General features: G+C 60.8%; 8 protein-coding genes. 2 read left to right on the plus strand and 6 right to left on the minus strand.

What is annotated here, in order from left to right:
• The first annotated feature begins 124 nt into the window (after positions 1-124).
• Entirely contained in the window at positions 125-1,276 is a 1,152-nt protein-coding gene (locus ACYZTZ_RS19045) for an MFS transporter (protein ID WP_461999357.1), read from the plus strand.
• 95 nt (positions 1,277-1,371) lie between these two features.
• Here ACYZTZ_RS19045 and ACYZTZ_RS19050 read toward each other — a convergent pair whose 3' ends face one another.
• The 3 genes from ACYZTZ_RS19050 to ACYZTZ_RS19060 all read right to left on the minus strand — a co-directional run bounded on the left by ACYZTZ_RS19050 (position 1,372) and on the right by ACYZTZ_RS19060 (position 5,417).
• On the minus strand, positions 1,372-3,795 hold the full coding sequence (locus ACYZTZ_RS19050) for a TonB-dependent siderophore receptor (protein WP_461999358.1): 2,424 nt from the start codon (positions 3,793-3,795) through the stop codon (positions 1,372-1,374).
• A 97-nt stretch (positions 3,796-3,892) separates the two neighbouring features.
• A complete protein-coding gene (locus tag ACYZTZ_RS19055; protein WP_461999359.1) occupies positions 3,893-4,876 on the minus strand; it encodes a FecR family protein in 984 nt (327 codons plus the stop codon).
• A 40-nt stretch (positions 4,877-4,916) separates the two neighbouring features.
• Positions 4,917-5,417 carry a sigma-70 family RNA polymerase sigma factor gene (locus ACYZTZ_RS19060; RefSeq protein WP_461999360.1) on the minus strand — a complete coding sequence of 167 codons (501 nt, stop codon included), beginning with the start codon at positions 5,415-5,417 and terminating at the stop codon, positions 4,917-4,919.
• 111 nt (positions 5,418-5,528) lie between these two features.
• Between ACYZTZ_RS19060 and ACYZTZ_RS19065 the strand changes: the two genes are divergently transcribed.
• Entirely contained in the window at positions 5,529-5,723 is a 195-nt protein-coding gene (locus ACYZTZ_RS19065; RefSeq protein WP_461999361.1) for a hypothetical protein, read from the plus strand.
• Between the two features lie 62 nt (positions 5,724-5,785).
• Here the strand turns inward: ACYZTZ_RS19065 and queC are convergent, their stop codons facing one another.
• The 3 genes from queC to ACYZTZ_RS19080 all read right to left on the minus strand — a co-directional run bounded on the left by queC (position 5,786) and on the right by ACYZTZ_RS19080 (position 13,108).
• Entirely contained in the window at positions 5,786-6,475 is a 690-nt protein-coding gene (gene queC, locus ACYZTZ_RS19070; RefSeq protein ID WP_461999362.1) for a 7-cyano-7-deazaguanine synthase QueC, read from the minus strand.
• Positions 6,476-6,775: 300 nt separating this feature from the next.
• The gene (locus ACYZTZ_RS19075) at positions 6,776-11,287 is read right to left on the minus strand and encodes a hemagglutinin repeat-containing protein (RefSeq protein ID WP_461999363.1); all 4,512 of its coding nucleotides are present in this window, start codon (positions 11,285-11,287) and stop codon (positions 6,776-6,778) included.
• Between the two features lie 93 nt (positions 11,288-11,380).
• Entirely contained in the window at positions 11,381-13,108 is a 1,728-nt protein-coding gene (locus ACYZTZ_RS19080; protein WP_461999364.1) for a ShlB/FhaC/HecB family hemolysin secretion/activation protein, read from the minus strand.
• Between the last annotated feature and the right edge of the window lie 160 nt (positions 13,109-13,268).

Here is a 13,268-nt window from a genome sequence, read left to right on the forward strand (position 1 = left end):
GCAGAGGGTCACGCTGTGCAACGATGGTGCCCTGCCTGACTGCGAATCCCGCGGACTGAATATCGAACCCTCACCGGTGAGTCACTGTCCCTTGGGTACGCGACGTTTTTTGCCAAGGATTGATATGACCAACCTCAACACTCAAACCGCATTTGTTCCCGGACGCCTGGAACAGATGTCCACACGCATCGCCTTTTTCATTGCCGGCTTCGGTATCGCTGCGTGGGCGCCGCTGGTGCCCTACGCCAAGGCTCGGGCCGGGCTGGATGAAGGGACGCTCGGTTTGCTGCTGTTGTGCCTGGGGGTAGGGTCGATTCTGGCGATGCCGATGGCGGGGCTTCTGGCCACGCGTTTCGGTTGTCGCCGGGTGGTGAGCGCCGGGGTGTTGCTGATCTGTGCGGCCCTGCCGCTGCTGGCGACGGTGTCGTCGATTCCGGCGTTGATTGCCGCGTTGTTCATGTTCGGCGCGGGGTTGGGCACGGTGGATTCGACGGTGAACCTGCAAGCGGTGATCGTCGAACGGGCCAGCGGCAAGACCATGATGTCGGGTTTCCATGGGCTGTTCAGCCTGGGTGGGATTGTCGGTGCGGCGGGCGTCAGCGCCCTGCTCGGCTTCGGGGTTTCACCCCTGGGGGCAACGCTGGTGGTGATCGTGATGCTGCTGATCGCCCTGGCCAAGGCCGCGCCGCACCTATTGCCTTACGGCAGCGAAAGTTCGGGGCCGGCGTTTGCTGTTCCCCATGGCATCGTGCTGTTCATCGGCGGGATGTGTTTCATCGTATTCCTCGCCGAAGGCGCGGCGCTCGACTGGAGCGCGGTGTTCCTGGCGCAGGAACGCGGGATCGACACGGCGTATGCGGGGCTGGGTTACGCGGCGTTCGCGTTGACCATGACCGTCGGACGTTTGACCGGGGATTCGATTGTGCGTCGTCTTGGCGCTACGCGGGTGATTGTGTTCGGTGGGCTGACGGCCGCAGCGGGCCTGTTTGTGGCGACCTTCGCACCGAGTTGGGAAGCGGCGCTGGTGGGTTATGCATTGTTGGGGGCGGGTTGTTCTAACATTGTGCCGGTGCTGTACACCGCAGTGGGCAAACAGACGGTGATGCCCGAAAGCGTCGCCGTGCCGGCGATTACCACTTTGGGTTATGCCGGCATTCTTGCGGGGCCTGCGTTGATCGGGTTTATCGCCCATGGCAGCAGTTTGAGTTTTGCCTTCGGGTTGATGGCGGTGTTGTTGGTGGCGGTGGCCATTGGCGGGAAGGTGTTGAAAGTCTAAAAGCGAAAAGATCGCAGCCTCCGGCAGCTCCTACATTTGGATGGCGTACATCCTGTAGGAGCTGCCGGAGGCTGCGATCTTTTGATCTTCAGCCGTTAAAACCCGACGCTGGCCTGCACAAAGAACGTGCGCGGCGCACCCACGTACATCCCCGAATTGTTGTCGCTTGAGCGGGTGAAGTACTGCTTGTCGAAAATGTTCTTCACCCCGGCGCCGACTTTCAGGTTCGAAAGCGTCGCGCCGAAGTCATAACCGCCGCGCACGTTCCAGGTGACGTAACCCGGGATGTCGCCGTACTGGCCGTCCGCGGTGCCTTCGGTGATGTAGTTGCCGCTGAAACTGCCATCAGCGTTCACAGCCACACCCGGCGAACGCTGCTTGGACTGGGCAAAGGCATCGAGGTTGTAAGTCCAGCGATTGATGTCGTAACGCAGGCCGGCAGTCGCTACCTGACGTGAGTAGAACGGCAGGTCACGCCCCTTGAAGCCCGGGATCTCGCCTTCATAAACGGCGCGGGTGTAAGTGAAACCGGCGTTGGCGGTCAGGCCGTCGAGCCGTGGGTCCAGCGCCGCCATGTCGTAGTGCACCGAAGCTTCGAGGCCTTGGTGCGTGGTGGCGCCGAGGTTGGTCCAGCCCGCATCGTTGCTGATGTATTGCAGCTCTTTATCGAAGTCGATGTAGAACAGCGTCACTTCCCCGCCCCACACATCATTGTTGTAGCGCGTGCCGACCTCGTAGGTCTTGGCCTTTTCCGGCTCAAGGCCGTTAGCGGTGTTGTCACCCGCGCCACCCTGGCCGAGCTGGAAATACTGCAGGCTGCCGAACGAGGTTTCGTAGTTGGCGAACAGCTTCCACTCTTCCGACACGTGATACATCACGCTCAGGGCCGGCAGCGGCTCGTTGCTTTCGATGCTGCGGTTCTTTTCCAGCACCGGTTTGCCGGCGGTGTCGAGCACCGGGCGATCGTGCCAATCGGTGCTGATGTGTTCAAAGCGGATGCCGGGGGTGATGGTCCAGTTGCCGACGTCGATTTTGTTATCGACGTACACCGAGTTGGCTTCAGTACCACCGGTGCGGTCCTGATAGACATGGCCGTCGGAGCTCTTGGTCGCGACCGGCTCGTTGTTGACCAGCGCCAGGCGGCTCGCCTCTTCGTGCATACCTTCCTTGAGGTAGCGATAACCGACACTGACTTCCTGGGTGGTCGGGCCGACATCGAACACACGGGACACCCGCGGTTCGATCCCGAAGGTGTAGTAAGTACGCGGGAACGAGCCGAGGGTTTTCTGATCGCGAGCGGCGATGTTGCTGCCACGGAAGCTGTCGGAATAGTAAGTCAGCACTTCGGCCTGGGTGCGGTCGTCGATCTGCCGTGCCCACTTGAACGAGACGTCCTTGCGGCGGCCGCTGAAGTTGTCGTTGTTGCGGTCGGACTGGAACGGATCGGCGTCGTACTGCGCCTGGGTCAGACCGCCGGGCATGTCGGCGCTGGCGTCGTAGTAGTGAAAGTTGAGGCTGAAATCGTCCACATCGGTGGGTGCCCAGTGGGTCTTGAGGATCACGTCGTCGATGTCGTTGCCGTTGTTGCGTTCACGGTAACCGTTGCCGTTCACGCCCGAGTACAACAGCGCCATGCCGATGCCGTTGTCCGCGGTGCCGCCGAGAAACGCCGTGTCGATGTGCTTCCAGCCACCGTGCTGGGAGGTTTCCAGGGTGCTGCCGATTTCACCGGTGGCTTTTTCCGGAATCGCGCGAGTAACAAAGTTGATCACGCCACCGACGTTCTGTGGCCCGTAACGCACGGAGCCGGCGCCGCGAACCACGTCGATGCTGTCGAGGTTGCCGGAAGAAATCGGGGCCATGGACAACTGCGGCTGGCCGTACGGGGCGAACGCTGCCGGCACGCCGTCAATCAGCACGGTGGAGCGTGGCGACAGGCGTGAAGTCAGGCCGCGCACGCCGACGTTCAGGGAAATGTCGCTGCCGCCGGTGCCGTTGGCGTCCTGCACTTGCACACCGGGCACGCGCTTCAGCACGTCGCCGACGTTCATCGCGCCCTGCTCGACCATTGCCTCGCGGCGAATCACCGTACGCGCGCCGGGGTGGTTCTGCACCACGGCGGCATCGGCGTCACCGAGCCAGTTGCCAACCACTTTGATGTCGGTCACGCCCAATTCCAAAGGGCCGTTTGCAGCAGACGTCGGCGCCGGCATCAACGTGACCGAACCTTCGTCGATCTGGTATTGCAGACCGCTGCCTTGCAGCAGTTGGCGCAACGCGTCTTCTGGCGAAAGGTTGCCGTCCACCGCCGGGGCCTGTTTGCCGGCAACCAGCTCAGGGCTGAAGAACACCTGCAGCGAGGTTTGCTGGCCCAGTTCACTCAGGGCCTGCCCCAGGGGTTGCGCCGGGATGCGAATCGCGTCGGCGGCAAAGGCCTGGGGCAGCGCCGCAGTGACAGCCAGGGCGAGAGCGAGGCGCAACCAAGGTGATTTGTTGTTTTTAGCGGTGGATTCTTTCACGTCGAACGTAGTCCTGTGGATCGCAAGAGTGTGCGCTTGTTAATGCAAACCAGTTGCAGTTGGACAGGAAGACGATCAACTCGAAAAAAACCTGAATTTATTTTGAAATTATTTCCTGACTGCCGTCATCGAGGGTGCGCACGGCCACCGGCAGAATGCTCGGCAAGGCCTTGAGCAGTGCGTCGGTGTTGTCGGATTTGAACACGCTGGTCAGGCGCAGATTGCCCACTTTGTCGTTATCGACGGTGAGCGGTTTCGCCCGATAGCGCGAGACTTCCTCGGCGACATCGCTGAGTCTGGCGTTGTTGAACACCAGTTTGCCGCTGCGCCAGGCAGTCAGCTCGGCAGGGTTGACCGCGTAGGCAGCGGCCACTTTGCCTTGGCCATCGATGTGCGTACCGAGGCCGGCCGTGAGGCTGATGAAATCGCTGTCCGCCGCGGTGCTGCTCTGAACCTTGACGGTGCCCTGCTCCACCACGACCCGGGTTTGGGTGGTGTCACGGCGCACATCAAAACGGGTGCCGGTGACCGTCACCTTGCCGCTGCCCGCCTCGACCACGAAGGGTCGACGGGTGTCATGCTCGACGCTGAACATCGCTTCGCCCTGCGTCAGTTCGATGCTGCGGCGGTCGTTTTCATAACGCACCTGAACGCGGCTGCGGCTGTTCAGGTCGATCACCGAACCGTCCGGCAACGCCACATGACGTCGCTCGCCCAGGGCAGTGGAAAACTCGGCGGTGTAGATCGCCGGGTGATTCAAACCGCTGAACAACCCCAACCCGAGCGCGACGGCCAACACACTGGCGGCCACCGCATAACGCACCAGCGGGCGACGTTTGCTGCGCGCTGCCGGGGTTTCACACAAGGCTTGCAGACGCGCCGCCGGCAGCAAATCCGCCGCCGACCACAAGCCCTGGAGCAACTGGAATTCGTCGCGATGCTGAGGGTGTTCGTCCAGCCAGGCGTCGAAATGCCGTGACTCTTCGGCATTGATCGCAGGTTCCTGCAAACGCACAAACCACCGCGCCGCCTCGTCGCGAACCGTTGTTTGCCCGCACGCGCAATCACGAGTATCCATCATGGAAGTTCCTGTTTGGCTGGGGATGAGAAGGCACCGCCGATCATGGCTGCAATCCGTCAAGGCGGTCGCGCAGATGCCGCAGCGTGCGGATCATATACTTTTCCACCATGTTCTTGGACAGTCCCAGGCGTTCGGCGATTTCGGCCTGGGTCAGGCCTTCGATCTTCTGCCAGACAAACACTTTGCGACAGTTGACCGGCAACTCGGTGAGCGCCCGTTCGATGGAGTCAGCCAACTGGATCGCCTGCATGAAATGCTCCGGGTCGCCGGACGACGACACACTGTGATCAACCGCCTCCGACTCCATGGCGCCCCGCCGATCCTCCCGCCGATAACCATCCACCGCGATGTTGCGCGCGGTCTGGTGCAAGTACGCCCGAGGTTGTGCAACCGTCGCCGAATCGGACTCAAGCACCTTCACGAAGGTGTCGTGGGCCAGGTCCTCAGCCTGCTGACGATTTCTCAGGCGACGGGTCCAGGTCCCGACCAACTCTTCGTAATGCTCGAAAAAGCCGTGTCTGCGGGGCAGCTTGGGGGTCATTGCGGTGTGCTGTGAAGACGGGGCGCGAATAGTAATGCTTCCTATTAACCGGAAGCAATGGGATTAAGAACCCGTAGGAGCCGACCCGTTAAGGAACAACACGGACCGTAATTGAATGGACTCGCCCAAGCCGAGGCGTCTGTGCGCCGCGGTGGCATTCTTATAGAAGCCAACGACAGCGAGGGCGAGGCCATTCAATTACAGATCGTGTTATGGCTTATTGATCGGCACTACCTGTTTTCCTGCACTGAAACCCGCACCTGCAATCGTCGTCCGACGACATCCATCAAATCACAGCCATCGTGAAGTCATCAGCTAGGGAGTGTGAATTAGCTGCTAATCGCCCCTCCCCCTTTGTGCATTACTTCCTATAGTTCTAATTTAATTTTTAGACTGTGAACAACCTCTGCTCTATTCTCCAAAAACTCACTCAATCCTTTCGCACGAAGAGCACACGCATCACAGTCGCCGCACCCACTTCCCATTATTCCGTTATAGCAAGTCAATGTGTGATAGCGAATCAAATCCAGCTGCTTATGGTAATCGGCCAACGCCCAAGTCTCTGCCTTATTCAACCGCATAAGCGGCGTCTCGATTCGTACCTTATAGTCCATGCCCAAGTGAATGGCGCTGTTCAACACCTTAACAAACTCATCGCCACAATCCGGGTAGCCAGAACTCTCTGTTTCACACACACCTGTGATGACAGCTTCAGCACCCACTTGATAGGCATAAATAGAAGCCAACGTTAAAAACAGAATATTCCTGCCAGGCACGAACGTATCAGGCACGCCGTTCCCCGTACTCCTTGCAATTGGAATGTGGTCGCGCGTCAAGCTGCTAATAGCCAGTTCGTTTAGCAATGAAGTGTCTAATACTTTGTGTACCTTCACGCCAAGCTGTTTTGAAAGCTGTTGCGCCACTTCGATTTCCGCACGATGGCGCTGGCCATAATCAAACGTAATGCAATGAATTTCATCGTACATCGGCAATGCGTGGATCAAGCAGGTGGTTGAGTCTTGTCCGCCGCTGAAAACGATAACGGCCTTTCTAGTCATGGTTCGTTCTTCCTTGGGGGCTCGGCAGGGGGCCGGGGCCGTTGACCCTACCGGGAAGCTCAAACTCTGGGTGTGGGAGGTTTCCGAAATGACCGTCTCCGATTTCCGTTTGTGTCATTTCTATGCTGGATTCCCGAGGGATTTTCCAAACAGTCATCACTGATGACCCGCTTCAAATGGCAGTTACGCGGTCCCTGTGGGAGCGAGCCTGCTCGCGATGGCGGTTTTACATTCAACGTTGATGTTGACTGGTAGTCCGCTTTCGCAAGCAAGCCTGCTCCCACAGGGGATGTGTGTGGCTTAGATGTTTTTCTCGTCGATGCCGGCCTGTAGCGACTGGCTGTCGTAATGACCACCCAAGGTTACGGGGCCGAGTTTGACACTGTGCTCCCCGGCGGCTGAGACGTCGGGTTTACTGCCCTCGGTTTGTGCTTTCTCCGGCAGATCCAGACCTGCCTTGACCCCGTAGTCGCGGTTATTCAGGTCGGTGGTGCTGACCTTGGAGTCCCCTAAATCCACGCGACCTTCAGATGAAGCAACCCGCGCGCCGGTCAATTGCGTTGCACCGTCAACCTTGAGATTCACGCCTTGCGTGCCGCTGATGCCAGAGGCCTGGCCGACGCTGTCCTTGTGGGCATAACCGGCGTCCAGTTTCAGGGTCGGCTTGTAGTCCGTCCCGCCCGGTTTGCTGTTATCGGCCACTTTGTCTTTGTCAGCGGGTGCGGCTTTCTTGCCGGTCAACCCGAGGTCAACATCGACCTTGGTGCTGGTCTGGCTGTCCTGACGGCTTTCCACGGTCAGGTCGCTACCGACCTTGCCGCTGACCGTCGTCGCATCAATCCTCGCACCGGCCAACTGCGCATCGCCCGCGCTATTCAACACCACGCTGTCAGCCTTGATCTGGCTGTTCTGCTGAGTAGTGCCTTGCAGGTAATCAACGCCAACCCTGGCCCCGGCATTGAAACCATGATCGCTCTTGGCGACGTCTTTTTCGTTGGTGGCAGTGGGTGTGCTGTTGCTCAGATTGCCGCCGGCATTCAGGGCGACGTTCCAGTTCGTGCGGTTTTGAGTGGACTGGGCCGATTCCTGATAGACCCCGCCGTTCTGCGCATCAAGGGCAACGCTCGGCGCACTGACCTGGGTGCCTTGCAGGTGGATCGAATCACCGCTGAGTTGAATCTTGTCCTGGCTGTTGAGGCGGCCGCCGCTCAGGGTCTGGCTGCTTTCATTGACCCGGCCGATGTTGAAGTTGGCGCTCAGGTTGCCGCCCTGATCGCTGCTTTTCTCGGTGCTGGTTTTGCTGCCGCCCACATTAAGACCGCCGCCGAGATTGCTGCCCGTGGAGCGATGGGTGTCAGAGGCCGCTTGCAGGTCGAGTTTGCCGCCGGCCTTCAGGTCGATGGCGTCGCGGGTATCGACTGTCGTCCCTTGCAGGATCTGGTCGCCGCCGCTGCTCAATTGCACCGGGCCTTTGCCCGCAATACTTGCCACGCGAGCCTGACTGCCCTGAGTCTGATTGCCTTTGTGATCCAACTGGAAACCCGCGCCGAGATTGACGTTGGTGCCGTCGGTGCCAGGGGCGGTGCCGACGCTCAGCGAACCGTTGCCACTCAGGCTGGAGCTGTCGTTGCTCTGACGGTCATTGGCCTGATTCAGCGCCAGATCGCCACCGGTTTTGATGCTTACTCCGCCCTGCCCGCCATTGAACTGACTGCCTTCGAACTGGCCGTCGTTGCGCAGGTTGATATTCACGCCGTCACTGCCCGCATAGCCGCCGACCACCGCCGTGGAGCTGTCTTTACGCGTCTGGCTGCTGCCACCCGCGCCGCTGCCGCTGACATTCACGTCCTCACCGGTTTTGGTGTAGACCCGCACATCAACCTTGGCGTCCAGTGCCTGATCGGTGCTGTTGCGAGTGTTACTGGCGGCGCTGGCCACCAGGTTGTCGGCGCTGATGTTCACCGCGCCCGCGCTCGACTGGTACTGCGTGCCCTGATCCTGCAACGTGCCGGCGACGTTCACGTCCACCGTGCCGCCCTTGAACTGGCTGACCACGGCGTTGCTGTTTTGCTCGGTATGGCTGCCGTTCTGATGACCGATCGCCACGTCGATGCCGACATTCGGCTGGCCGAGGTTGGCGAGGGCGTCCTTGTCCGGCACCTTGCCGTTCAGTACGCCTTCGACAGCTTTGGCGATCGGCCGGGCGATGTCTTTGTATTCGACGTTGGCACCGATGTCCGCCGACCAGTTGCTCTCTGTATGAGTGCTGCTGTCGGTATTGCTCGCGGCCTGATTGTTGACCTCGGCGGCGGCGACATTCAGACCTTTGCCCGCATCAAGACGCGCGCCTTCAGTGGTGAGTTTGCCGGTGTTGATATTCAAGTTGCCGCTGCTTTGGACGCTGGTGGTTTGTGCAGTGGTTTTGTTCGTGGTGTCCTGGGACGTACCGTGGGCGAAATCGACGCCACTGCCGGCACGATCGAGGCCGCCGGTGTAGTAGAAACCGCCACGGGTGCTGGTCGTGTCCGTCGAAGTGCTGTGGCTGTCCTGCTCGGCCAGCAGCGACACGTTTTTACCGCTCAGGGTCGCGTCACCGTTTGTGGCTTTGACGTCGGCACCTTTAAGGGTCAGATCACCGCCCGCCGCCAGCTGCACGTTGGTGCCGCGGAGGCTGGAGCCTTGCTGGTTGACATCACGGGTACTCGCGGTTTGCTGCTTGTCTTGGTAATGCACACCGGCACGGTACTGGCCGGCGTCCGGTGCGTTTTCCTTGGCGTAGGCATCGAAGCCACGGGTCTCGGTGGTTTTGCCGGACTCATGGGTGTTCTGCGCGGAATGGACATTCACATCCCCCGCCGCCTCGGCGCTGAGGGTGCCGTTGGCCTTGACCGTGGCGCCAGCCACTTCGATGTCTTTAGCGCTCTTGAGTTTGAGGTTGCTGTCGGAGGTCAGCTCGCTGCGCACCGTGGTGCTGTCCTTGGCGTTCTGACGGGTTTCATCCTTGGTGATGCCGAAAAACTTGCTGTCCTTGTCGTGGCTGTTGGCATGGGAGGTGTCTTGCACGCCATCGATGACCAGCGAGCCTTTGTCGCTGATCACGCTGGCCTCGCTGCCGCCGCGCACCTGACTGCCGCTGATCCGCACATCGTCGGCCTTGACGATCAGTTTGCCGCCGGCATTGACCTTGCTGCCCTGATTCAGGGTTTTGCCCTGATCCGCGTCGCCGGTCTTGCCGAAGAAACCGCCGCCCACCAGATCGCCGGAATAGCGGTTGTCGCTGTTGCGCCGGGTACGACTGGCGCTGGTGATCTCGACCTGTTTGCCGGCGAGCTGGATATCACCCTTGCTGCTCAACTCCGCGCCCTCGGCACGTAACAACGCCGCCGTGGCCAAGGCGATATTGCCACCCTTCAACTGGGTGGTGACGCTGCGCTGCTCTTCGCTGCTGGTGTCCCAGTTGGCTTTCCACAGGTGTTTGCGGTGGTTGCCCTGATCGGTTTGGGTGTGGCTTTCGGTGGCGGCGGTCAGGCGCAGATCACCGCCGCTCCGGACGTTGAGGGTGTTGGCAGCGTCGACCTTCGCCGCTTTGAGTTCGGTGTTGCCGCCGGACGACAACTCGGCGTCACGGCTGGCGAGAATCTGGCTGCCGTGCTGGCGCGAGTCGCTGTCGGTCTGGGTCCGGTCGTAGGTTTCCCAAGTGATGCCGATGGTGCTGTTGTTCCAGTTTTCACGTTTCTCTTGAAGCTTGCGGCTTTCGACGGTGGTCAAGGTCAGGTTGCGTTTGGCGTCGACCTTGACGTCACGGCCACTGACATCGGCGGCGGCCAGCAGCAGATCCTTGCCGCTGTGCAGACTGACATCGCCCTGGCCGCTGCGCACGCCGGCGCGGACCACATCGAGGCTGTCGGGAACGGCCTGACCGCTGATGCTCAGGTCACCGGCGGAACGAATCTGCACCCCCTCACGACCGTCGACCTGCACCGGGCCGACCCGCACACCTGCGCCCTCGGCTGTGCTGACGATGTTGATGCGCCCAGCCTGCATCGCACCGAACAGGCTGGCGTCGATGCGTTGGTCTTGAGTGTTGCCGGCCGGGTCCACGGTTTTAACCTGGCCGCTGGCGTAATCCACCTGGTTGCGGCCCACGGTGAGGTTCAACTGATCCCGGGCGCTGAGGCTGCCCTGGCTGTCGATGCGCGGGGCAATCAGATTGATCGAGCCTTCGCGGTTTTGCAGGCCCGCGCCTTGAATCTGCAAGGAGCCGGTGGCGTCGCGGGTGCTGAAGGCTTGCAGCTTGCCGTCGTTCAGTTCGGGGCGACCGACCACCAGATTGGCGTTCGGGGTGTTGATGAAACTGCCGCCGTTCACCGAGATACCGTTAGGGTTGGCCAACACGTAATCGGCGGCGCGACCGAAGATTTCCTGAGCACCGTTGAGGGCCGACGGGTTGCGGCTGATCACTTCATTGAGGATCACGCTCGCGGCCTGCCCCTGGAATTGCGGGTTGGCCGCCAGTTGCCCGGCAAGTTGCGACTGTCCGGCTTGCAGCGCGTTGTTCAGCACCAGGCCCTGACGGTCAACGTTGTAGTCCAGGAACTGGTTATGGGACAGGCCGGAACCGTTAGGCGCAACGATGTTGACGATCGGCACGCCGCCCTGGGTTTGCAGTTGCGCGGTGCCGCCGGGGCCTGGTGCGACCACTACGCCCCCTGCCAAAGCGTTGGGCAGGTGAGCAATCAGAAACAGGCTGGCAATCGCCCAGCGCAGTTTGCCCCGAGGGGAAAGATGGAACGCAAATGTCTGTGCAGGCATAGAAACCTCTCAATTAAAGTGCGGCATCACGTTGCGCGCTGAGTTGTTGGCCGTGGCTGTGGCGCTCAGGTCCGACGGCTGTTTTGTCGGTGTTCATATTTGCAACCCCACGCGCATCAGCCAGGTCTCTGGCTCATGCTGCAAACCGCTGGGAGTGTTGAGGCTGCGTTGGTAATCGACGTCGACTTGCAGGTTTTTCCAGCTCAGGTTGACTCCGGCGCTGGCGCCACTCAGACGTTGCCCTTGAGCACCGTGGTCGGCCTTGATCCAGCCATTGTCCAGGCCCAAACGTGGGGTGATCTGCACTGGCAGAGCGCTGCGCAATGGCAGGCGCAGGGTATTGCGCCAGATCGCACCACTGGCACCGGACGCACTGCTGACCCGATAGCCGCGCACCGCGGAATCGTCGGTGCCCAGCAATTGCTCGATGGCCGGCAGCGGATCGGGGCTGTATTGCACGTTGAACTGGCTCTGCCATTGCCAGGTTTGCTGGCCGATCTGGCCGTTGCGCCACTGGCTGAGGCCGGCGCGGTATTTGCGAAACTGCGCCTTGGGCTGGTTATTGACCTGGCGCTGGGCATCGTCATCGGCACCGAGCCAGCGCAAGCCTTGGGCGTAATTGATGTCCAGGTTCCACACCGCGCTGTTGAGCCAGAACAGGTTCAGCCCGGCTTCGGCCACGGTCAGGGTCGGGCTCTGGATGCCCAGGCGAATGTTTTCCAGGTAACTGTCGACGTCCTTGTGGGCCAATTGCAGATTGGCGCTCAGCTGATGACTTTGATCGCGCCACAGCACCCGGTCGGCGCGCAGGCTCAGTTGATCGGTGATGCCGGTGCTGTGGAACGTCAGCGTGCTGAGTTTGAACGGCGCACGGTATTCGGCGTGGCTGGCGAACAGGCTGTAAGTCCAGTAACCGTAGGGAATGGCGTAGTACAGGCTGGCGTTGCGGCTATAGCGGTCGCCCTGATTGAGGGTGTCGCTGAAACTCAGATTGAGCGCATCGTTGAGTTCCAGCGGGCTGTCCAGGCTCAGGCTCAGCGCGTCGCGATCCCGCCCGGTGCTGGCACTGCCGAGGTTGTCCACGCCCAGGCCCAACGACCAGCGCGACTGCCCGCGGGTGCGCGAACGCAGGATGAGCCGTGAGGCGCCGGGCTGGCTGCCGGGGGCGATGTCGGCGGTCAAATCCACGGAGCGCAGACGGTTCAACTGATCCAGGCCTTGCTCCAGATCTCGCAGATTCAGCGGCTTGCCGAGCATCCCGGGGAACGCACCACCGAGGGACACCGGCAAGCTCTGGTCGGCCAGTTCGATGGACTCGACGTAGCCTTCATCGACCACGATGTCCAGCGATTGCCCCGCCGCTGGCGCGCTGCGCAGGTACGGCCGACTGGCGATGTAACCCGCCTCGACATACAGACCGGTGATGGTCGACAGCAGATGGTTGATCTGACCGACGCCCATGCACGACGACAGCTGCGGTTTGATTCGCTCATTGAGTGTCTGGCTGCCGATCAGCGTCACGCCGCCAATGCGCGTTCCGCTCAGGGGCCAGCAGCGCTCATCGGCAGGCACCGTGGCAGGAACGACAGGCGTGAGCGGCACCGCACCGAAACTGCCGCGCTCCAATTGCCGGCGGCGCTGTTCCAGTTGCAGTTGTTGCAGATCGCGCTGTTGTTGCTGTTGTTGGCGCAGCACCTCCTGGCCTGGAGCAGTGGGCTCGGCCGCCTTTAGCGAGGAAACGCTCAGGCTCAGCAGCAAGGCCGACAACAGCGTGCAAGCCGTGGGACTACGACGAGGAACAGCGCGAAGCGAATACGGCACTCAACATCCTTGCGATCATCAAATGGCCTAATGCCACTCCATTAATGCGAGTGATAGTCAGATCGTTCCTGCGCGAATGCAAGACATGTCCTACAACGCTTACATTTCTTAAACAATTGCTTCGCCCCTCCTGTTTACCCAAGAGCACCTGACGACCGGC

The sequence above is a fragment of the Pseudomonas sp. LB3P58 genome (assembly GCF_054897895.1).